The following is a 22070-nucleotide window of genomic DNA, read 5'->3' on the forward strand; positions in this document are numbered from 1 at the left end:
AAGGGTCATGCCGCCGGCAGGGTAAACCGGAACACCGTGCCCCGAGGCCGGTTGGGCTCGAACATCAACACGCCGCCGTGCTGCTCCACCACGGTGCGGCACAGGCTGAGGCCAAGCCCCATGCCGTCGGCACGCGTGGTGAAGAAAGGCGTGAAGAGGCGGCTCGCCACCTCTTCGCTGATGCCGCTGCCGAGGTCGGCCACCGAAAACTCGAGCCAGCGGCGCGCGTCTTCCGCGCCGGTGCCGCCCACCGCGACGGCCCGCGCCACGCGCAGCCGCAGCACCCGTTCCCCGGCATTGTCCGGCGTGTCCATGGCCTGCATCGCATTGCGCGCCAGGTTGAGCAGCACCTGCTCGACCAGCGTGCGGTCGCACATGGCCTGCGGCAGGCGGTCTTCGAGCACCACCTCGATGATCACGCCGAGCTTGCGCGCCTGCAGCCGCACCAGCGGCAACACCGCATCGATCAGCGCCTGCGGCGCCACGGCTTCGCGCGTACGGTCGCGCCGGCGCACGAAGTCGTGCACGCTGCGGATCACCTGGCCTGCGCGATCGGCCTGCTCGGCAATGCGCCGCACCGCCATGGCCACTTCGGCCTGCTCGCCCTTGGCATGCGGGCCGAGCATGTTGAGCGACCCGGTGGCGTAGCTGGCAATGGCGGCCAGCGGCTGCGTGAGTTCGTGGCTCAAAAGCGAGGCCATTTCGCCGACGGTGGCGAGCCGCGCGCTGGCCTGCAGACGCTCCTGGCTGGCGCGCGAGAGTTCTTCGATGCGGCGCTGCTCGCTGATGTCGATGAAGGCGCTCATCCAGCCGGTCTGCACGCGCTGCGCGTTGATCAGCGGGGCTTCGAAGATGAGCACCGGAAAACGCGTGCCGTCCTTGCGCATGAAGACCGACTCGAAGCCCTCGCGCGGCGGCATGCCGCCAGCCAGCCGCCGGACCTGCCGCTGCTGGTATTCGTGTGCCAGCTCGGTGGGCCAGTAAGGCACCTCGGGCGATTCGCCGCTGTTGGCCATCAGCTCCTCAGGGCTGAAGCCGACCATTTCGCAGAACGCGGGATTGACGTAGGTAATGCGCCCCTGCAGGTCGCGCGCGCGCAGCCCGGTAATGACGGAATCTTCCATCGCCTTGCGAAAGGCGAGCGCGTCGGCCAGGTCGCGTTCGGCGCGCAGGCGCCGGCGCGTGTCGCGCGCCAGCAGCACCAGCACCGACACCAGCGCGATCGAAATGCCGGTGACCAGCGCCGTCAGCACGTTCGGAAAAAGATCGGGCGCCGCGCGCCAGCCGTCGACGCGCAGCATCAGCGCGGCACCAGGCAAGTCGATGAGTTGCTGCGAGGTGAAAACGCGCGTTCCGGTGCGGCGCGAGGTGCCGAGCGCCACCAGCCGCGTGCCGTCGGTTTCGGTAAAGGCCACCTCCTGGCCGCGCGTGAGCGTAGGGCCGACCAGCTCGATGAGCGTGTCGCGCAGCGAGTAGCTCGCGACCAGGAAACCGCCCGCGTCGATGGGTACGCAGAGCTCCATCACCTCGACACCGCCTCCGCCGAGCACCGGCACGAAGTGGCTCGGCGAATAGGCCGGCGCGCCGAGCTTGCGCGCAGCCGTGCAGGCAAGCGCCACATCGGGTTGGTCCGTGCCGCGGCTCTCCTCCGCGATGAGACGCATGCGGTAGGGCGTGTTGGCCGCTTCCAGCGGACGCAGCGCGGCATCGCGCCATTCGAGCCGGAGCCACTCGCGATGCTCCCTCAGCAGCGAGGCCGCGGCCTCGGGCCAATGCGTGCGGTCCAGGCCCGAAGCCTGCGTGGCGCGCAAACTCTGGGCGTTGCGCTGCAAGCCGATGCGAAGGTCGGAAACCGCATCGGCCGTGTCGCGATCGAGCGCGGCCTGCACCTGCTCCACCTCATGCCGTCCCGCGAGCCACACCACGGTGATCAGCAACGCGGACACCAGAAGGGCCAGGAGCAGCCACAGAAACCACCGCTGCCACAGCGAGCGCAGGCGCGCGAACGCCGACAGCGCCCACCGTGGCGATGCGGCGGTCAGCACATCCTGCATCTAGAGCACGCAGTGCGAGAGCACAGGAAGCTGGGCTCGCATGCGCCCGGTCTGCCCGGCATCGACGTCGAACAGCACCACGCCTTCTTCGCGGGCCTGTTGCGCCACCACCGTGCCCCAGGGGTCGACGACCATTGACTGGCCCCACGTGTGGCGGCCGTTCTCGTGCGTGCCGCCTTGCGCGGGCGCGACCACCCAGGCCAGGTTTTCGATGGCGCGCGCGCGCAGCAGCACCTCCCAGTGCGCGGCGCCCGTGGTGCGGGTGAAGGCGCTGGGCACCAGCAGCAGGTCGGCGCCTTGCCTCGCGAGCGCCCGGTACAGCTCGGGAAAGCGCAGGTCGTAGCAGACGCTCATGCCCACGCGCCAGCGGTGGCCGTCGCGCGAGGGCAGGTCGAACACCACGGGCTCGGCGCCCGGTGCGATGACGCGGCGCTCGTCGTAGCGTTCGGTGCCGTTGTCGAAATAAAACAGGTGGATCTTGTCGTAGCGCGCCACGCACTGGCCCTCGGGCGAATAGCACAGCGAGCTGTTGAACACGTGCTCCGCATCGTTGCTCTCGATGGGCAGCGTGCCGCCGACGATCCACAGGCCGAACTCGCGCGCCGCATCGGCGAGAAAGCCCTGCACCGTGCCGGCACCGGCGGTTTCGCGCAGGCCCAGCTTGTCGGTGTCGCGCGCGCCCATCATGCAGAAATACTCGGGCAGCACCGCCAGCTCGGCGCCCGCCGCCGCTGCTTGCGCGAGCAGGTCGTGGGCGCGTGCGAGATTGGCTTCGCGGGCGATGGCCGACACCATCTGGATGGCTGCGACTTTCATTGCGTGGTCTCCGTTTTCTTGCCTTCCGCCGCAGTCGGCGCCGTGGGTGCGGGAAGGTTCGAGCTATTCGGCAGGATGGATCGTGGCACCTTGGCTATTTTGGGGTCGGCCCAGGTGCCTTCGATGTGGAACTCCTGCGTGGCGGCAGCTGCGAGCGGCTTGCTCAGCACCCACTGCGCCAGGAAGGTGCCCAGGCCGATGGCGGGGTTGATGGCGGTGGCCACCAGCGCGGCCGTGCCGGCGTTGATTTCGGGCACCACCACCACGCGCAGGTCTTGCGTTTCGCGCACGATGTCGGCCGAGCCGTCCATCAGCGCGGCGGCGTTGACGCCCTTCATCTGCAGGTTGTTGGTGCTCGCAATGCCGTTCGTGATCTTCGCGTCGCCGCGGATGAAGTCGAAAGCGAAGCCCTGGCTGAACACGTCGCGGAAGTCGAGCGTGAGCCGGCGCGGCAGCGCCTGCAGGCTCAGCACGCCGAGCAGCTTGGCAAGGCCGGGGTCGGCCTTGAGAAACTGGCCCGACCCCACGTTGATCTGCAGTTGCCCGCCCAGGCTCGGGTAGTCGAGCGAGAACGGCGAGCCCCGCCAGTTGACCTCGCCCTCGAGCCGGCCGCTGCCGCGCCGCAGGACGCCGGGCATGCCGAAGCGCGCGAGCAGATCGCCGGCGTCGGCAATGTCGAGCCTGAAGGTCATGGCCGTGCGGCGCTGCTCGGCGCGCCCGGGCCTGCCGCCGGGCGCGGCGGCCCAGGTGCCCTTGGCCGCGAAGCTGGCTTCGGGCATGGTGAAGCTCAGTTTGTTGAGCAGCCATTCGCGGCCCGCGCCGCCGCGGTTGACGGCATCGATTTCGGCGCGGCCGAGCCGCTTGCCCAGCAGCTCGAAGTCGTCGATGACGATATCGAGCGCGGGCAGCGTGCCCGGTTGCTCGTCGAGCAGCGTTGCGACCTGCGTGGCCTCGGTCGGCGCAATCTTGAGCCGCGCGAGCCGCGCATAGAGGCGCCCGGACTGCGAGTGGCTGTACTCGGCGTAGCCGCTGAGTTCGGTGGCGTCGATGTTGGCGCGCCAGAGCGACCCGTCGCGCGTGCCGCCGAGCACCACGTTGTGCAGCGTGCGGCCTTCAATGGCGAGCTCCTGCGCGCGCACCGCGATGCGCGTGGGCAGGTAGCCCATGGCCGCGTCTTCGGGCCGCTCGTCGCCGCCCGCCTCGGTTGCACCGGCCGCGGCAGCGCCGACCAGGGCTTTCCATGCGGGCATGTCGAACTTGGCGATGTTGACGTTGGCCAGCACGCCCCTGTCGGGCACGCTGGCGGTTTCGCCCGCGGCCAGGCCGATGCCGATGCTTCCTCGCAGCACGCGCGCTTCGGCGCCGGAGATGTCGCGCACATACTGCGCCGCGCCGATGCGGCCGAGTTCGAGCGAGAGTTCGTCCTGCACCGCAACTGAAACGCCCGCGCGGGTTTCGCGCTGCAGCACCTTCTTTTCGATGCGCAGCGGCATCTGTTCGTCGGCCGTCTTCACGAGCGGCGCGGGCATTTGCAAGGCCAGGCCCTGCAGCGTGCTGGTGAAGGAGAACTCGGGTGCACCGTCGCGCATCGAGAAGGTGGCCGCGTAGGGCGTGCTGCCGGTTGCCTTGGCCGCGAGCCGGGCCAGCCAATCGGCTTCGCGCGCCCCGCGCAGGCCCTCCGCCGTTGCCGTGCCTTGTGCCTTCAACGCCACTTCGCGGTTGGCACCAGCGAAGCGGCCGCGGCCTTCGATGCGAATGTCGCCGCCGAGCAGCCTGGCCTGGACGCCGGCCAGCGAAAAGCCCGTTTCGGTAAAACTGACCGTGCCTTTGGCCTGGGTGAAAGACGGCGCCTCGGGCACGAACTGCAGTTCGTTGTCGGAGAGCGCGATGCTCGCCTGGACCTTGGCGGAATCCAACGCCTCGAGCGGCAGTTCGAGGTGCAGCCGGTAGTCGGCCGAGCCCGTGGCGCGCGCCCGGGACAGCGCCTGGCCGGTTTCGCCGGCCAGCGGCGCGCCCACGCGCAGCAGCTCGCCGAGCGGCCCCTTGGCCTGGGCATCGACACGCAGCAGCGAGGCGTGGTGCGACATGTCGGCAATCTGCGCCTCGGCCTTGGTCACCTCGATGCCGGTCGCACCGGCCAGCCGCCCGCGCGCATTGCGCACCAGCATGCCGGCGCGCTCGAACACCAGCTCGCCCGAAACGCCGGTGAGGGCGGGCCAGACCGGCGCGGGCGTGCCGGGGCGGGCCGTGGCGGCTGCCTTCGAGGCCGTGGATGCCGCAATGGCAGACGTCGGCGGCACATAGGCGTAGTTGACGTCGGACACCTTGGCCACGATGCGGAACTCGCCCCGCTTCGGATCCATGAACGGCATGTCGTGCAGGTCGCCGCGCACGCGGAAGTCGACGCTGCTGGCGGTGCCCTTGGTGACCGCATGCCGCACGTAGTCGCGCGTGTGCTGGGGAATGTCGAGCGGCAGGTAGCGGAACACGCGCGTGCCGTCGGCGCGGGTCAGCTTGCCCTGCAGATCGAGCACGCCGGGGTAGCGCGCGCGGCCCGCGGACACGGCGGGGTCGCTGGTGCGCCAGTTGGCTTCGGCTTCGCCTTCGGCATCGGCGTTGGCGAAGCGCAGCTTGGAAACCTGCAGCTGCGCACGGCCGTTGTCGAGCTTCCACTGGAGTTGGGCCGAGAGCCGGTCGACGGGGATGACCGGCTCCTCGAACACACCCGGAAACTCGAGCGTGCCCTGCGCCAGCGACAGGGCCGCAGTGCCGCCGGTGTGTGTGGCGTCGAATTCGACCGTGGCGCCGCTCAGGCCGGGCGAGCCGGGATGGTGGTGGGCGGTGGTGGCGGTGCCAGTGGTGCCAGTGGTGCCAGTGGCAGGCGGATTGGCGGCTGTCTGCGGCGGGGCCGGCTGCGACGCAACGCGCAGGCCGCTGACCCGCCCTTTTGCCTGGTAGCGCTCGGGCGCGCCCAGCGAACCCTGCCAGTTCAGGTCGATGCGCTCGACCAGCCCGCGCGGCGCATAGGCATCGAGCACGCGGTGCGTGGCGTCGCCCAGCGGCAGGCGGTCGGCAATGAGGGCCAGCGCGGCCAGGTCGAGCCGGTCGGCGCGCAAGGCGCCGTGCTCCGGCGTGCGGCCGCGCGCGGGCGAGTGCTGCAGCCACAGGTTGCCGCCGGGCCAGCGCATGCCGTCCGCCGTGTCGAACTGCAGGGCGGCGGTCGAGAATTCGAGGGTTTCCTCGTTCAGCTGGCCGGCGAGCCGGCCGGTGACCGAGCGCAGCACCAGCGGCTGCAGTCCCCGGCCCAGCGAGGCATCGATGCGGGTGAGTCCGAGGTCTGCCGCGCCGCCGACGATCTGGCCGTCTTTCACGTCGGCCCAGAGGCGCAGCGCGCCGCTGCCTTCGCGGATGCGCGCGTCGATGGAGACATAGCGGCCCAGGCGGGTCACGTCCATGTAGGGCAGGTCGGCGTAGATCTGGCCGTCCCACGTCTGCCAGCGGCCGGAACGCACCGACAGCAAGGGCTGGCGGAACTGGCCGCGCAGGGTGAAGCGCTCGCCCCAGCCGACCGGCGGGGTGGCATCGAGCCGCAGGCCATGGCGGCGGGCGCTGTTGCGTGCGACAAAGCGCACGTCGGTCAGCAGCAGAGGCTCGGCCTGGCGCTGCTCGTCGGTCCAGCGTACGGTGCCGCCTTCGACGACCAGCTCGCGCTGGGCGAAAAACCAGTCGGCGGCACGGGTCTCTCCGGTGGTGTCGTTGGACATGTGGAGGCCGGCCACGTGCAGTTTGCCGAACACATCGCGGCGCACGTCGACCTGCGGCCCCTCGATGTACAGCTGCTCGAAATTGAGGCGCCACAACGAGCGCGGCGACACGCTCGCCACCACCCGCACGAGGCGCAGGGCTTCGCGCTTCTGGGCATCATGCAGCACGACGTCGCGCAGTTCGAAGACGGGAAACAGACTATCGGAACGGGCGGTGATCGACCCGATGCGCACAGGTACCCCGATGGCCTTGCTGGCTTGTGCCTCCAGGGCACTACGGTAATCGCCGATTCGCGGCACAATCCACGCGTGTAGGACAACCACTGACAGTGCAAGCAGAAGCCATGCAGCGATCAGTAAACCCAACAGCCAGCGCGCCGTCGCAGCGGTGATCTTGAGCAGACGTGAAGGGGGAGACGCCGTGTCGTTCATTGAGGATCGCGCTGTGTCCGGAATTATGACCGCCAGCATTCAGAGGGGTTCCACGGAAACCAATATCAGTGTGAACCAGTTGCCAGCCACACCACTACCGATCGCGATCGAGGTCGCGTTTTCTTCTTATTCGCGCTTCGTCCAGCGTCTGCGCCGCAGGTATGCGGCCGAGCTTGCATTGCTTCTCCCTGGCGCGCCGCTGCGCGAGTCGATGTCAAAGGCTTACGAGGCATTGCGCGAACGCGGCGACAGCGTCGGCGATGCGCTGCGCATTGTGCGGCAGCTCGTGATGGAACGGCTTGTAACGCTCGATTGCGATGCCCAGGCGCCGCTGGCCGTGGTGACCACCGCCGTGACCGAGCTCGCGGAATTCGCGCTCGACATCGCCTGCCGCGACGCCTGCCAGGAACTCGACGCGGTGCACGGCGCGCCCCTCGGCCCCGAAGGCCAGCGCGCGCAACTCTGGGTGGTGGGCATGGGCAAGCTCGGCGCGCGCGAGCTCAACGTGTCGAGCGACATCGACCTGATCTACCTGTACGACCTGGACGGCGAAACCCGCGGCGATGCCGACGGCCGCGGCCGCCTGTCGAACCAGGAGTATTTTTCGCGCGCCGTGAAGCGCATCTACGCGCTGGTGGGCGACATCACCGAGCACGGCTTCGTGTTCCGCGTCGACCTGGCGCTGCGGCCGAACGGCAACTCCGGGCCGAGCGTGGTGTCGCTCGACGCGCTGGAAGAATATTTCCAGGTGCAGGGCCGCGAGTGGGAGCGCTTTGCCTGGATGAAGAGCCGGGTGGTGGCGCCGCGCGACATCGTGTCCGAAGGCCGTGCGCAAGGCCTGCGCGCCACGGTGCTGCCCTTCGTGTTCCGCCGCTATCTCGACTACAGCGTGTTCGATTCGCTGCGCACGCTGCACCGGCAGATTCGCGAGCAGTCGGCACGGCGCAGCGCGGGACGGCCCGAACGCGCGAACGACGTGAAGCTGTCGCGCGGGGGCATCCGCGAAATCGAGTTCACCGTGCAGCTGCTGCAGGTGGTGCGCGGCGGGCAGTTCCCCGAACTGCGCACCCGGCCCACGCTCGACGCCTTGCAGCGCCTGGCGCGCGCCGGCCTGATGCCGCAGGAAACCGCCGATGCGCTGGCCTCGGCCTACGAATTCCTGCGCCGCGTGGAGCACCGCATCCAGTACCTGGACGACCAGCAGACCCACATGCTGCCGGTAGCGGACGACGACCTGCGCTGGATTGCCCAGACCATGGGCTACGCCAATTGCTGCCCCTTTCTCGAGCAGCTCGACACGCACCGCGAACTGGTGGCGCAGGAGTTCGACAAGCTGCTCGGCGGCGAAAAACCCTGCAGCGGCAAGTGCAACGGCAAGAAGGCCGCCGCGCCCGCCGACCTGGCCGATCTGCTCGACGATTTGCCCCCCGCCTTTGCCGAACGCATTCGCAACTGGTGCGAGCAGCCCCGCGTGCTTGCCCTGCGTGAAGAAACGCGGGCACGGTTGCGCCAGCTGGTTCAACGCACCGGCCAGTGGCTGAAGGAGCCCGACGGCGACGGCCCGGGGCAGACGCCGCGCCATGCGGACGCCGCCTTGCGCTGGGCCGACTGGATCGAACCGCTGCTGCGGCGCGAAAGCTACCTGGCGCTGCTGGTCGAGCGGCCCGCGGTCCAGGAGCGGCTGCTGCGGCTGCTGGGCGCCGCGAAGTGGCCGGCGCGCTACCTCATGCAGCACCCGGGCGTGATCGACGAACTCGCGAGCGACGAAATGCTCTCGGGCCGCTTCGTGGCGGCCGAGTTCGAACGCGAGCTCGAAGCGCGCCACGCCTCGCTCAGCCGCACCGGCGAAGCCGACGAAGAGCGCCTGCTGAACCTGCTGCGCCATGCCCACCATGCCGAGGTGTTCCGCACGCTGGCACGCGACGTGGACGGCCGCATCACCGTGGAGCAGGTGGCCGACGACCTGAGCGCGCTGGCCGACACCACGCTGCGCGTGACGGCCCGCTGGTGCTGGCCGCATGTGCGCAACCGCCACCGCGAGGTACCGCAGTTCGCCATCATCGGCTACGGCAAGCTGGGCGGAAAAGAACTGGGCTACGGCAGCGACCTGGACATCGTGTTCGTCTACGACGATGACGACGAGCGCGCGGGCGAGGTGTACGCGGCCTATGTGCGCAAGCTGATCAACTGGCTGACGGTGAAGACGCGCGAGGGCGATCTGTTCGAGATCGACACCGCCCTGCGGCCGAACGGCAATTCGGGCCTGCTCACTACCAGCTTCGAAGCCTATGAGCGCTATCAGCTCGGACGCGGCAGCAACACCGCATGGACCTGGGAGCACCAGGCCATGACGCGCGCACGCTTCATCAGTATGGCCCCCACGCTCGGCACTGACGTGTCCTCGCTGCCCCCCGAGGGGGCGCGGCCCGGCGACGGGTCGGGCAGCACCGAGCTCGGCGAGCGCTTCGACCAGGTGCGCAACGCCGTTCTGGTCGCTCCGCGCGACCGCGAGGCGCTGAAGGCCGAGATCATCGCCATGCGCAACAAGCTGCGCGGCGCACGGCCGGTGAAGGCCGACCGCTTCGACGTCAAGCACAGCCCGGGCGGCATGGTGGATGCCGAGTTCGCGGTGCAGTTCCTGGTGCTGTCGTCGTCGGGCGAGCATCCGGAGCTGATTCCCAATGTCGGCAACATCGCGCTGCTGGTGCGCGCGGAAGAAGCCGGCCTGCTGCCCGCCGGGGTCGGCCGCAATGCCGCCGCGGCTTACCGCGCGCTGCGGCGCGTGCAGCATCGCGCGCGCCTCAATGAAGAACCGACCCAGGTCACCCCGCCCGCATTGGCCGCCGAGCGCGATGCCATGCTGGCCTTGTGGAAGGCCGTGTTTGGCTGAGCGGGCCCGCGCCCACTCCCCCACCGCGCTGGCTGCCTGCGCGGTTGCCGTCGCCGTCCTTCTCGCAGGTTGCGCGAGCGGCACGCGCAGCAGCGGCGGCGGCGCGCTGAGCGGCCGCGACGGCCCGGGCACGAACATTCCGTCGGACCTCGACCGGGTGCCCGATGCCGAGCCCCGCATCGAAGCCATCCGCGGCAGCGGCGGCACCAGCAAGCCGTATACGGTGCTGGGCCGGGCCTACCAGCCGATCACCGACGACCGGCCGTTCCGTGAATCTGGAATCGCCTCCTGGTACGGCCGCAAGTTTCACAGCGCATCGACCGCGAGCGGAGAACCCTACGACATGTACGCCATGACGGCCGCGCACAAGACGCTGCCGCTGCCGAGCTACGTGCGGGTGCGCAACCCGGCCAACGGACGCGAGGTGATCGTGCGGGTGAACGACCGCGGCCCGTTTGTCGACGGCCGCATCATCGACCTGAGCTACACGGCCGCGCTGAAGCTCGACCTGCTGCGCGGCGTGGCGCCGGTGGAGATCGAGCGCATCACGAACGAAGACATCCGCACCGGTGCCTGGCGGCGCGATTCAGGAACCGCCTATGCCGCAGCGCCGCCTCCACCACCGCCATCGCGGCGCGCAGCGGCGGCGCCGGTGGCCGTGCCTTCGACCTGGGTGGCGCCGGTGGCGATGAATGCGCCGGAGGCCTCGACGATGCCGGTCGTGCCGCAAACGCCGATGACGCCGATGACGCCGACAGAGACCGTGGCGCAAACGGCGCCGCCGGCCCTCGAGCCGGACGGGGGGCCGCCGCCGCGCCAGCCCATGGTGGTGACCGACCTTGCACCGATGGCGCCCATGTCCGCGCCAAGCGCACCGACTGCGCCAGCCACACCCCTAACTGCATCGCCGTCCACCGCGCCGTCTTCCACCGCAGTGGCGGGCTTCTGGGTGCAACTCGGCGCCTTCCGCGAGCGCGATGGCGCGGAAAGCCTGCGCAGCCAGGCGGCGCGCGGCCTGCCTTCACTGGCACCGCAACTGCGCGTGTTCAGCGAGGCCGGCACGCACCGGCTGCAGGCCGGGCCCTTTGCGTCGCGCAACGAGGCCGGCGAGGCCGTCACGCAATTGCGCGAGAGCCTGCGCATTGCACCGATGGTGCTCGAGCGCCGCTGAAGAACAAACCTCAGGCCAGTTCCTTGACGGCGACGGGCACGCGCATGCCCACGTTGATGCGGTTCCAGGTATTGATCTGCGCCACGGCCACGGTGAGCTCGGCAATCTCGACATCGCTGAACTGCGCCTTCAGGGCCGCGAACTCGGCTTCGCGCTCGTCGTGGTGGTCGGCCAGCCGAGTGAGCGATTCGGCCCACGCCAGCGCCGCGCGTTCGCGCTCGTTGAAAAAGCTCACTTCGCGCCAGGTGGCCAGGCTGTTGATGCGCTGCCATCCTTCGCCCTGTTTGCGCAGGTCGCGCACGTGCATGTCGAGGCAGTAGGCGCAGCCATTGATCTGCGAGACGCGTGCGAAGACGAAATCGAGCACCGTCTTGCCGACGGTGCTCGAATCGATGCTGGCGCTGACGGCCAGGATGGCCTCGAACGTCTTGGGAATGGTCTTGAACCAGTTCAGGCGGGGGGTCGTGTTCATGAGAATGCTCCAGTGGGTGGGTTGAAAATCTGCTTCCTACCCACTGAAGACGGGCCAGCTCCCGGCCCTGTGACACACCGCGCGAACTATTTCGAAGAAAAAAGCTGCGCGATGCGCGCCAGCTTGTCAGGGTTGCGCTGGGCGCGGATGCGCACGATGCGCTCGCCCTCGATCTCGAAGGTCTGGGCCGATTCGAGCTGGCCGTCGAAAAAGCGCAGCAGTCCCGGCTCGCCGTTGATGTCGACCAGCTCCATGCGCACCGAGGCGCCCATGCGGCGCCAGAGCGCGAAATAGAGCTGCGCCAGCCGCTGGCTGCCGCGCAAGATCTTGCTGAAGCTTTGTACCTTGCCGCCGCCGTCGCCGATGAGTTCGACGTCTTCGGCCATCAGCGCCTTCAGGTCCTGCAGGCTGCCGCGCGCGGCCGCATCGGCAAAGGCGCGCAGCAGGCGCTGGTGGGTTTCGCGCGAGACCTGGAAGCGCGGGCGTGCCTCCTGCACCTGCGCCTTGGCGCGGTGCACCAGCTGGCGGCAGGCGGCTTCGCTCTTGCCGAGCGTGCGCGCCACTTCTTCGTAGTCGGCGTCGAACACCTCGCGCAGCAGGAAAGCGGCGCGCGCCTCGGGCGCCAGGCGCTCGAGCACGGCGAGGAAAGCGACCGACACGTTGTCGGCGCGCTCGAGCAGCTGCTCTGGCGTGGCGGGCGCATCGGTGAGCGTCGGCTCGGGCATCCAGGCCCCGATGTAGTGCTCCCGCTGGACCTTGGCGGCGCGCAGCCGGTCGATGGAAAGGCGCGTGACGACGGTGACCAGCCAGGCCTCGGCGCTGTCGAAACCGGCCTTATCGGCCTCGTGCCAGCGCAGCCAGGCGTCTTGCACCACCTCTTCGGCCTCCGAGACGGTGCCGAGCATGCGGTAGGCGATGCCCTGCAGGCGGCGGCGGTGGCTGTCGAAGGTAAGGGTGGCGGCGTCCATGGTCACAAGACGGACAACCAACCGCGTTTGTGACAACGGGCTTTATGCGCCCTGGTACTCGGCCTTGGGGCCGAGGTTGGCGGAGACTTCCTTGCGGTAGCGGTTGAGCTCCTGCACGGTCTTGAAGCTGCGGTTCATCAGCAGGCTCAGGTTGTGCAGGATGCGCTCGCCGACCTTGCCTTCCCAGGCGGCATCGAACTTGATCTGCTTGTCGAGCCAGTGCTCGAGCCAGTCAGGGTCGGGCATGCGGCTCTGTATGGTGTCGTTCGGGAACAGCGCCTTGTTGACGTGCAGGTTGGTCGGGTGCAGCGCCTGCGCGGTGCGCCGCGCACTGGCCATCAGCACGCCGACCTTGGTGAACGCGGCGCGGGCCTCGTCGCCGAACTTTTCCAGGGCGCGCTTCATGTAGCGCAGGTAGGCGCCGCCGTGGCGGGCTTCGTCCTGGCTCAGCGTGGTGTAGATGTGCTTGATGACCGGCTCGGTGTGCCACTGGGCCGCGCGGCGGTACCAGTGGTTGAGGCGGATTTCGCCGCAGAAATGCAGCATCAGGGTTTCGAGCGGCGGCGCCGGGTCGAAATCGAAGCGCACCTCGTGCAGTTCCTGCTCGGTGGGGGCATGCTGGGGGCTGAAGCGCTTGAGGTACTCCATGAGCACCAGCGAATGCTTCTGCTCCTCGAAGAACCAGATCGACATGAAAGCGGAAAAATCGCTATCGTGGCGGTTGTCGCGCAGGAACATCTCGGTGGCCGGCAGCGCCGCCCACTCGGTAATGGCGTTCATCTTGATGGTTTGCGCCTGTTCTTCGGACAGCAGCGAAGCATCGAACGACTGCCAGGGAATGTCCTTGTCCATGTCCCAGCGGACAGATTCGAGTTGTCTGAAGAGTTCCGGATAAAGCATCTAAGTCTTTCTAAGGCCGCCGATTTTAGTCGGCCTGCTTGGCGCGTCCGTGACAGACGCGCGATGATGCGGCCATGCGTGCCCTGACGGCACGAATGCACGCCCCCCTTTTTGTACCAGGAGCCCCTATGCGAACCCCCACCCGATTCTCGGCGCCCAGGCGCTGTGCACCGGCCGCCGCCCTGGCAGCATGCCTGCTTGCCGCCGGTACGGCGGGTGCCCAGGCCCCTACTCCCGCCACTCCCGCCCCAGCCGGCACGCCAACCGCGGCCCCTGCCGATGGCACCGCCACAGCCTGCCCCCCCACACTGCAACACACCTTCCCGCGGCTGCAGGACGAAAAACCCCAGTCTTTGTGCCAGTACTCCGGCAAAGTGGTGCTGGTGGTCAACACCGCGAGCTTCTGCGGCTTTACTCCGCAATACAAGGGGCTGGAGGCGCTGGACAGCAAATATCGCTCGCGCGGACTGGTGGTGCTGGGCTTTCCGTCGAACGATTTCTCGCAGGAATCGGGTTCCAACAAGGAAATTGCCGACTTTTGTGAAAGCACCTTCGGCGTGAAGTTTCCGATGTTTGCGAAATCGTCGGTGCGCGGAGCCAACGCCAACCCGCTGTTCAAGCAGCTGGCGCTGGCCTCGGGCACCACGCCGAAGTGGAATTTCTACAAATATCTCATCGGCCGGGACGGCAAGGTGGTCCAGGCGTGGTCGAGCATGACCGCGCCCGACGAGGCCGCCTTCGTGAAGGTCGTGGAAAGCCAGCTCGCTGCAAACTGACCGGAGGCTGCGCCGGGCGCGTTTCTCGAAGGGCCGCTTGCAGTACACGTGTGAACCGATCGTCACAAACGTTTACCACTGGACCGGGAACCGCGCTGGCACACTGTCCTCATAAGGGCATGGGTAGCAAATGCCCTCCGGTTTTCATGTTGCGAGGTCTTCCAGGCGTCTCCCGTCTGGTCGAAATCCCGAGGTGATTCTTCTCCTCCTCCCTCCCTCCCTCCTTCGCGTCGGGGCGCCTCGCAGCATTTTTGTATTTCCCGGGAACGGGCGGAGCGCGACATGAAGCGCTCCGGAATTGAAAAAGGCGCCTGAGGCGCCTTTTTTCATGGTTGCGTGTCGATGAAGCTGGGCCGCAGCATCAGCTTGTCGTACAACTTCACGAGATTGGGGTGCTCGCCGCGCCAGTCGATTTCGGGAAAACGAAACCCCACCCAGCCCAGCGCGCAGCCGACCGCGATGTCCGACAGGCTCAGGTGAATGCCGCTGCAGAAGGGTTTGTCGCCCAGGCCCTTGGCCATGGCGGCAATGCCGCCCTCGACCTTGGCGCGCTGGCGCTCGATCCAGGTGGTGCTGCGTTCGCCGTCGCCGCGGCCGCTCCAGGTGGCTTCCAGGCGCCAGAGCACGCCGGCGTCCATGACGCCATCGGCCAGCGCTTCCCAGGTCTTGACCTCGGCGCGCTCGCGGCCCTGCTGCGGAATGAGCTTGCCCACGGGCGACAGCGTGTCGAGATATTCGACGATCACGCGCGAATCGAACATCGCGTCGCCGCCTTCCATGATGAGGCAGGGCACCTTCCCGAGCGGGTTGGAGTGGGCGATGGTGGTGTCGGCAGCCCAGACATCTTCGATCACGAACTGGTAGTCGAGCCGTTTCTCGGCCAGCACCACGCGCACCTTGCGCACATAAGGGCTGGCGGCCGATCCGATCAGTTTCATGAAGGCTCTCTCCCTTTGCTTTGATAACGTTTGTTCATCCCTATTTTAGGGGAACGCTGAAAAAGGCCGGCTCCGATGTGTCGCGAACGGGTGTCGGCGCAGGCCGCCTAAAATTCGGGCATGAGCTTTTCCACCGTTTCCGCCCTCTCCCCACTGGACGGCCGCTATGCGGCCAAACTCGCGGCATTGCGCCCGCTCATGAGCGAACAGGGCTACATGCACCGGCGCGTGCAAGTCGAGGTGGCGTGGTTCATTGCGCTGTCCGACTGCGGTTTCGCTGAATTCAAGCCACTCACGGGCGGTGCGCGCAAGTACCTGCTGGGCCTGGTTGCCCACTTCTCGGAGGCCGACGCACTGGCCATCAAGGAAATCGAGAAGACCACCAACCACGACGTGAAGGCGGTCGAATACTGGATCAAGTCCAAGTTCGAAGCCCGGCCCGAGCTGCTCGCAGCCGCCGAGTTCGTGCACTTTGCCTGCACCAGCGAAGACATCAACAACACCAGCCATGCGCTGCAGATCCAGGCCGCCCGCGAGAAAGTGGTGCTGCCGGCCATCGACGGGCTGATTGCCAAGCTGCGCGAAATGGCGCACCAGTTCGCTGGCGTGTCGATGCTGTCGCGCACGCACGGCCAGACCGCGAGCCCCACCACGGTGGGCAAGGAAATCGCGAACGTCGCGGTGCGCCTGTCGAAGGCCCGCGCGCAGATTGCCGCGGTGCAACTGCTCGGCAAGATGAACGGCGCCGTGGGCAACTACAACGCCCACCTCGCAGCCTGGCCCGATTTCGACTGGGAGGCGTTCAGCCGCAAGGTCATCGAGACGCCGGCGCCCCTGGGCCTGGGCTTGAGCTTCCAGCCGTACAGCATCCAGATCGAGCCGCACGACTACATGGCCGAGCTGTTCGATGCGGTGGCGCGCGCCAACACCATCCTGGTGGACTTCTCGCGCGACATCTGGGGCTACGTGAGCCTGGGCTACTTCAAGCAGCGGCTCAAGAAGGGCGAAATCGGCTCTTCGACGATGCCGCACAAGGTCAACCCGATCGACTTCGAAAACGCCGAGGGCAACCTGGGCCTGGCCAACGCGGTACTGCGCCACCTGAGCGAGAAGCTGCCGATCAGCCGCTGGCAGCGCGACCTGACCGACAGCACGGTGCTGCGCAACATCGGCGTGGCCTTCGGCTATGCCACGCTGGCCTATGCAAGCCTGGCCACGGGCCTCGGCAAGCTGGAGCTCAACGAAGAAGCGCTGGCCGAAGACCTCGACGCCTCGTGGGAAGTGCTGGCCGAGCCGATCCAGACTGTGATGCGCCGCTTCGGCGTTCAGGGCGCCTACGAGCAACTGAAGGAAGTGACGCGCGGCAAGACGGTCACGGCCGAGGCGCTGCATGGCCTGATCCGCTCGCTCGAGATTCCCGAAGCGGAAAAAGAGCGGCTCCTCGCCATGACGCCGGCGAGCTACGTGGGCAAGGCTGCGGAGCTCGCCAGTAGAATCTGAGGCTTCCCGCACCGATGCACCAGCCGCCCAAGGGCGGCTGTTCGCTTCGCGCTTTCGCTCTCCGTTTTCTGCCGAAATCTCCAGCCAACGCGCCGTGACCGGCGCGCCAGCCAACAACCGTGACGGGACGCTTCGAAGTCCCCGTTGTTCATGCGCGCCCCCCTGAGACGCCTCTGGCTCAAGATTCACCGCTGGATCGGCCTTTCGCTCGGACCGGTACTTGCCCTCACGGCGCTGCTTGGCGCCGTGCTGGTGGTGGCCTTGCCGATCGATCGCTACGCGCACCCCGCGTTCTTCGTCGCACATGGCGCGGCTGGGGCGGGCACAGGAACGGCCGCGCCCGCATTGCCGCTCGAGCCGCTGCGCCAGCGCATGCTGGCCGAGTTCGGCCCCACCACCAACTTCACGCTGCGACCGCCGCGCCAACCCGGCGAGACGCTCTGGGTGTATGTGCGGGGCCCTTGGGAGGGCACGCTTTACCTCGACCCGGCAACCGGCGCTGAGCAAGGCCGGCGCGGGTCGCACGAAGGCGCCTACAACCTGCTGTTCGAGCTGCACAGCAGCCTGCTGCTGGAAGACACGGGCAAGGGCATCCTGGCTTTCGTGGCGCTGGCCTACCTTTTCCTGCTGGTCACGGGTGTGGTGCTCTGGTGGCCCACGCGCTGGCCGCCTTCGCTGCGCATCGTGCTGAACCGCGGCCTGTTGCGCGGGCTGTTCGATTTGCACCGGACCGGCGGCGCGGTGCTCGGGCTGTTGATTGCGGTGTCGATCTTCACGGGCGCCTATATGGCCTGGCGGCCGCTCGGCAACTTCATTTCAGCCGCAGTCGGGCAACAACAGGTCAAGCCGCCGGTGGTTCCGAAGGGAGCCGCGCCGGGCCCCCGGCTTTCGCTCGACGAGCTCGTCGCCCGCGCCCAGCAGGTGTTTCCGGGCCAGCCGATCGGCTATGTCCAGGTGCCCGCCAAACCGGACCGGCCGCTGCGCGTGCGCTTCCGGCTGCCCGACGATCCGCATCCGAACGGCATCGGCTCGGTGTGGCTGCATCCGCTGACGGGCGAGGTGCTGGCCGTGCGCCGCTGGCAAGACCTGGACGCCGGCAACGGCGCGGTGGTGGTGATTTACCCGCTGCACACCGGCGTGCTCGGCGGGCCTGTGCACCAGGCCATCACGGTGCTGCTCGGCCTTGCGCTCGGCGGCCTGGGCCTGAGCGGCATCTGGCTCTGGTGGCGGCGCCGTGCGGCGGCGGCCGCAGCGGCGCGCCACAGCGCATCACTTGCCCACAACAACCGCACGATGTCCTGAGCGGGACGTTGCCGCTTTCGATTTCCTGATATTCGAGGAGAAGCCTTGTTCAAACAAAAGAAATGCGCCGCGCTCGTCATGGCGCTGTTCCCCATCAGCTTCCAGAGCTTTGCCGCCGACGCGGAACCGGCTGATGCCGCGTCCGGCGCGAAATCGCTCGAGGCGGTCACCGTCACCGGCGACTGGCTCGGCACGCCCAGCGAAACCAAGGTGCTCGAACACCCGGGCGCGCGCAGCATCATCGAACGCAAGCAGATCCAGGAAAGCGGCTCGACCAGCGTGCGCGACGTGCTGCGCCAGGTTCCCGGCGTGCAGGTGCAAGAGAGCAACGGCACGGGCGGCAGCGACATTTCGCTCAACGTGGGCGTGCGCGGGCTCACCTCGCGGCTGTCGCCGCGCTCGACCATCCTGCTGGACGGCGTGCCGCTGGCCTACGCACCTTACGGCCAGCCGCAGCTCTCGCTGGCACCTCTGTCGCTCGGCAGCCTGGAAGCGGTCGACGTGGTGCGGGGAGCGGGTTCCGTGCGCTACGGCCCCCAGAACGTGGGCGGCATCATCAACTTCGTGACGCGGGCGATTCCGAAGCAGTTCGCGGGCGAAGTGGGTGTGGGCGTTGAAAGCGCCAGCCACGGCGGCGGCCTCAAGACCACGCCCACGCTGTTCGTGGGCGGCACCAACGAGAACGGCCTCGGCCTGGCGCTGCTGTATTCGGGCACGCACGGCGACGGCTTCCGCCAGAGCAACGACCACACCAGCATCGACGACCTGATGCTGAAGGGCGCGTATCGCATCTCGAAGACCGACGACATCGCCGTGTCGCTGCATCACTTTGAAGGCAAGGGCCGCATGCCGGGCGGCCTGACGACGGCGCAGTTTGCGGCCAACCCGTTCCAGTCGGACCGCCCTTTCGACGAATTTTCCGGACGCCGCACCGACGGCTCGATCAAGTACACGCACAACGACGGCGTGAACAAGTTCGAGATGCTGACCTACTACACGGACTCATACCGCAGCAGCTACCTCGAGCAGGAAGGCACCGGCGCCAACACCGGCAAGCGCCGGCTCACCACGGCTCCGCGCGACTACAAGACCTTTGCCATCGAGCCCCGCTACTCGCGCCTGATCGATTCCGGCAGCGTGGTGCAGGAAGTGAGCGTGGGCCTGCGCTACCTCAAGGAAGAAGCCTCCGAGGTGGCAACGCGCAGCAGCTACTACACGCCCACGCCCGGCTACAACGCCTACACCCGCGCGCAGCCGGCGTACCAGGCCAGCAAGGGCGGCACCACCGCGCATGCCGTCTACATCGACGACCGCATCGACTTCGGCAACTGGACGATCACGCCCGGCGTGCGCTACGAGTCGATCCGCTCGCACAACGACGTCTTCACCGTGGCGAACAACCGGGTGACGGGCGCGATCTATCCGAAGATCGATTCGAACGAGGTGCTGCCGACGCTGTCGGTGCTCTACCGCATGAGCGAGCGCTGGTCGGTGTTCGCGAATGCCGGCGTGTCGTTCGGCCCGCAGCAGTACGCCCAGCTCGCGCAGTCCACCAGCGGCCTGCACCCCGAGAAGGCCAAGACCTACGAAATCGGCACGCACTACAAGGGCGAGAGCTGGAGCGGCGAGCTGACGCTGTTCAACATCAATTTCGACAAGGAGCTGCAGCTGGCGCGCTCCATCACCGGCGACGTCGGACAGTGGACCGACCTGGGCGCCACGCGGCACCGCGGCCTGGAATCGGCCCTGCGCTACGACATGGGCAGCCTGAGCGATTCGCTCAAGGGCCTGTCGCTGTCCGCGACCTACACGTACACGCAGGCCACCTCCAAGGCGGGCGCCTTTGCCGGCCGCGACCTGCCTTTCTACTCGCGCCAGGTGGCAACGCTCGGCGCGCGTTACGAGCGCGGGCCGTGGACCTTCAACGCCGACGTGTACGCGCAATCGAAGCAGCGTTCGCCGGGTTCGCCCGACGACGGCGCGCGGTACATCACGCTGGAAGATTCAACCGGCCGGCTCGGCGACATCCCGGGCTACGCCACCATGAACCTGCGTGCGGGCTACGACTTCGGCCCTTCGATGAGCAACCTGAAGCTGGCCGTCGGCATCAAGAACCTGTTCGACCGCCGCTACTACAACCGCTCGGTCGACAACAACGGCGGCAAGTACGTGGGCCAGCCGCGCACGCTGTACATGCAGGCCTCGGTGGCGTTCTGACGAACCCCATGGAGGCGCATACACTCGCGCACCCATGGCCCTCAAATCCACCATCTTCAAGGCCGCCCTCGCGGTGGCCGACATCGACCACGGCTACTACGCCGACCATGCGCTGACCCTGGCGCGCCACCCGAGCGAGACCGACGAGCGGATGATGATCCGGCTCGTCGCGCTTGCGCTCAACGCGTACAAGCTGCAGGACGTGTGCAAGGGCGACGGCACGCTGGCCTTCGGCGCGGGTCTGTCGAACGTCGAGGAGCCCGATGTCTGGCTGCGCGATTTCACGGGCGAGACCAAGCTGTGGATCGAGGTCGGCCAGCCGGAAGACAAGCCCGTCATCAAGGCCTGCGGCAAGTCGGACGAGGTGATCGTCTATTGCTTCAACCACGCCGCCGAGATCTGGTGGCGCGGCATCGAGAACAAGCTCGCACGGCCGCAGAACCTGTCTGTCTATCGCGTGCCAACGGAAGCCTCGCAAGCGTTGGCCGCGCTGGCGCAGCGCAGCATGCAGCTGCAGGCGACCATCCAGGAAAACACGCTGACGCTGGGCGACGGCACGAACAGCATCGACGTCGAGCTGCTGCGCTGGAAGTAGCGTTAACAGGCCCTAGGCCTGCGGCATCATTTCGCCGCAGTGCCAGCACTGCTCGAAGCCGCCTTCGATCCGCTCGCCGCACACGCATTGCCAGTTGCGCTGAGGCCGGTGCTGCGCCGCATGCAGCACTTGCTGCGCGCGCTCGAACTGGGTTTCGTCGTCGATCCAGATTTCCGGCAGGCACTGGTCGGGCGGCAGCTGGCCCATCACGGCGCCGAGAAATTCACGCTGAACCGTTGCCTCGACGCCCTCCTCGCGCAGCGCATGCACCCATAAGGTCGCGATCGCGAGGTTCGGTGCTTGGGCGAGGCGGCGCATGCGGTGGCCTCGTTCAGGGGGTGTCGTCGGGGCCGAGGGGCTCGGCGGGGTCGTCGGGCCATTTCGGCGGCTCGGCCTCGCGCGCCCTTTCGGCGTACTTGTTGAAGCGCCAGGCCGTGTCTTCCATGGTGATGCGGCGCCAGGTCACGCGTTTTTCGGCCGGCGACATGGCGGGCCAGTGCTGCACCTCGTCGAAGCTGCGGCCGCAGCCTTTGCACTGGTCGTCGCCCTGGCTGGTGGAGCAGATGGCAATGCAGGGGGTGTCGGGCGTGCTGTGGTACCAGTCGAGCCAGGCGGCCCAGGCTTTTTCGGGGAAGCCGGTCTCGTCGACCTCGTCTTCATGGTGGAACACCATGAGCGCGTAAACCTCGGCAAGCGCGCGCAATTCGGGCGCCAGGGTGATGCCGTCGGGCGAGGGACTCTTCTCGCGCCAATGGTTGATGGCGGCCTCGATGTCGGTGATGTGAATGGCGGCCATGGGAGAGAAAAAGCAGCGAGCGGCGATCATAGTCCGGCAATGCCCCACGGCTGCGGAAGGTTATAGAGGCTACAAAAAACGTAGCGCCCGTGCCCGTGGAAACGAGGCCCAGCGGGCAGCCTCCCGAATCTGCAGAAAACTTTTGGTTGCCAGGGCGGGGGGCTCGATGCTCTAATCCCCCTACGAAGGGGAGTAGCTCCCGACTGCCGTCCACGACGGCGGAAAACGCCAGGTCGTCAATACGAAGCACAACACTTCCGGCCTGTCGGGCAACGCGTGCCTGCCGGTATGCGCTGTCGAGCAAGACCTTCGATTTGAACCTGCGCAGGTTTGATCGAAGCGTTCCTGAATTCCCGGTTCCACCACCGGTCTTCGTCATGCTTCGAACAGCCCGCGCGGGATGAATCGAAACGAACGAATGCGCCAAACTGCCGCCATTCCTCTTAGGATGGATGGCCGAATGGCGCGCGAAGACAAGA

16 protein-coding genes are annotated in these 22070 nt (G+C 67.6%); 7 read left to right on the forward strand and 9 right to left on the reverse strand.

Annotated elements, in window-relative coordinates; all coding sequences use genetic code 11:
• Nucleotides 1-5: 5 nt before the first annotated feature.
• From ABIC94_RS01275 to ABIC94_RS01285, 3 genes are read right to left on the reverse strand one after another with little or no spacing between them, the layout of a single operon-like run.
• Complete coding sequence (locus ABIC94_RS01275; protein ID WP_354370754.1) at nucleotides 6-2054, reverse strand: two-component system sensor histidine kinase NtrB; 2049 nt, start codon at nucleotides 2052-2054, stop codon at nucleotides 6-8.
• Complete coding sequence (locus ABIC94_RS01280) at nucleotides 2055-2870, reverse strand: carbon-nitrogen hydrolase family protein (protein ID WP_354370756.1); 816 nt, start codon at nucleotides 2868-2870, stop codon at nucleotides 2055-2057. It abuts the gene before it with no gap.
• Complete coding sequence (locus ABIC94_RS01285) at nucleotides 2867-7066, reverse strand: YhdP family protein (protein WP_354370758.1); 4200 nt, start codon at nucleotides 7064-7066, stop codon at nucleotides 2867-2869. Before ABIC94_RS01285 ends, ABIC94_RS01280 begins: the two co-directional genes overlap by 4 nt.
• Before the next feature lie 25 nt (nucleotides 7067-7091).
• Between ABIC94_RS01285 and glnE the strand changes: the two genes are divergently transcribed.
• On the forward strand, nucleotides 7092-9956 hold the full coding sequence (gene glnE, locus ABIC94_RS01290) for a bifunctional [glutamate--ammonia ligase]-adenylyl-L-tyrosine phosphorylase/[glutamate--ammonia-ligase] adenylyltransferase (RefSeq protein WP_354370759.1): 2865 nt from the start codon (nucleotides 7092-7094) through the stop codon (nucleotides 9954-9956).
• Nucleotides 9949-11127: a septal ring lytic transglycosylase RlpA family protein gene (locus ABIC94_RS01295; RefSeq protein WP_354370760.1), complete on the forward strand. Its 1179-nt coding sequence runs from the start codon at nucleotides 9949-9951 to the stop codon at nucleotides 11125-11127. The genes glnE and ABIC94_RS01295 overlap by 8 nt, the downstream gene beginning before the upstream one ends.
• 10 nt (nucleotides 11128-11137) lie before the next feature.
• On the opposite strand, the gene ABIC94_RS01300 is transcribed toward ABIC94_RS01295, so the two are convergent.
• The 3 genes from ABIC94_RS01300 to ABIC94_RS01310 form a co-directional block, all read right to left on the reverse strand.
• A complete protein-coding gene (locus tag ABIC94_RS01300) occupies nucleotides 11138-11599 on the reverse strand; it encodes a carboxymuconolactone decarboxylase family protein (RefSeq protein ID WP_354370762.1) in 462 nt (153 codons plus the stop codon).
• 86 nt (nucleotides 11600-11685) lie between these two features.
• Complete coding sequence (locus tag ABIC94_RS01305) at nucleotides 11686-12567, reverse strand: RNA polymerase sigma-70 factor (RefSeq protein ID WP_354370764.1); 882 nt, start codon at nucleotides 12565-12567, stop codon at nucleotides 11686-11688.
• Between the two features lie 42 nt (nucleotides 12568-12609).
• Complete coding sequence (locus tag ABIC94_RS01310) at nucleotides 12610-13467, reverse strand: ferritin-like domain-containing protein (RefSeq protein WP_354370766.1); 858 nt, start codon at nucleotides 13465-13467, stop codon at nucleotides 12610-12612.
• A gap of 128 nt (nucleotides 13468-13595) precedes the next feature.
• Between ABIC94_RS01310 and ABIC94_RS01315 the strand changes: the two genes are divergently transcribed.
• The gene (locus ABIC94_RS01315) at nucleotides 13596-14243 is read left to right on the forward strand and encodes a glutathione peroxidase (protein ID WP_354370767.1); all 648 of its coding nucleotides are present in this window, start codon (nucleotides 13596-13598) and stop codon (nucleotides 14241-14243) included.
• Between the two features lie 326 nt (nucleotides 14244-14569).
• On the opposite strand, the gene ABIC94_RS01320 is transcribed toward ABIC94_RS01315, so the two are convergent.
• Complete coding sequence (locus ABIC94_RS01320; RefSeq protein WP_354370769.1) at nucleotides 14570-15181, reverse strand: glutathione S-transferase N-terminal domain-containing protein; 612 nt, start codon at nucleotides 15179-15181, stop codon at nucleotides 14570-14572.
• Between the two features lie 120 nt (nucleotides 15182-15301).
• On the opposite strand from ABIC94_RS01320, the gene purB reads away from it, so the two are divergent.
• The 4 genes from purB (at nucleotide 15302) to ABIC94_RS01340 (ending at nucleotide 20795) form a co-directional block, all read left to right on the forward strand.
• The gene (gene purB / locus ABIC94_RS01325; RefSeq protein ID WP_354370771.1) at nucleotides 15302-16681 is read left to right on the forward strand and encodes an adenylosuccinate lyase; all 1380 of its coding nucleotides are present in this window, start codon (nucleotides 15302-15304) and stop codon (nucleotides 16679-16681) included.
• A 150-nt stretch (nucleotides 16682-16831) separates the two neighbouring features.
• Nucleotides 16832-17983 (forward strand): PepSY-associated TM helix domain-containing protein, encoded by a 1152-nt coding sequence (locus ABIC94_RS01330; RefSeq protein WP_354370772.1) that lies wholly within the window; start codon nucleotides 16832-16834, stop codon nucleotides 17981-17983.
• A gap of 78 nt (nucleotides 17984-18061) precedes the next feature.
• Complete coding sequence (locus ABIC94_RS01335; protein ID WP_354371406.1) at nucleotides 18062-20200, forward strand: TonB-dependent receptor family protein; 2139 nt, start codon at nucleotides 18062-18064, stop codon at nucleotides 20198-20200.
• 34 nt (nucleotides 20201-20234) lie between these two features.
• Nucleotides 20235-20795 (forward strand): YaeQ family protein, encoded by a 561-nt coding sequence (locus ABIC94_RS01340; RefSeq protein WP_354370773.1) that lies wholly within the window; start codon nucleotides 20235-20237, stop codon nucleotides 20793-20795.
• Between the two features lie 12 nt (nucleotides 20796-20807).
• Here the strand turns inward: ABIC94_RS01340 and ABIC94_RS01345 are convergent, their stop codons facing one another.
• Nucleotides 20808-21113, reverse strand: a complete 306-nt coding sequence (locus ABIC94_RS01345; RefSeq protein WP_354370775.1) for a putative signal transducing protein — start codon at nucleotides 21111-21113, stop codon at nucleotides 20808-20810.
• A 13-nt stretch (nucleotides 21114-21126) separates the two neighbouring features.
• Entirely contained in the window at nucleotides 21127-21591 is a 465-nt protein-coding gene (locus tag ABIC94_RS01350) for a DUF3717 domain-containing protein (RefSeq protein ID WP_354370776.1), read from the reverse strand.
• Nucleotides 21592-22070: the final 479 nt, after the last annotated feature.

It is taken from the genome of Variovorax paradoxus (assembly GCF_040544635.1).
GTDB lineage: Bacteria > Pseudomonadota > Gammaproteobacteria > Burkholderiales > Burkholderiaceae_C > Variovorax > Variovorax paradoxus_R.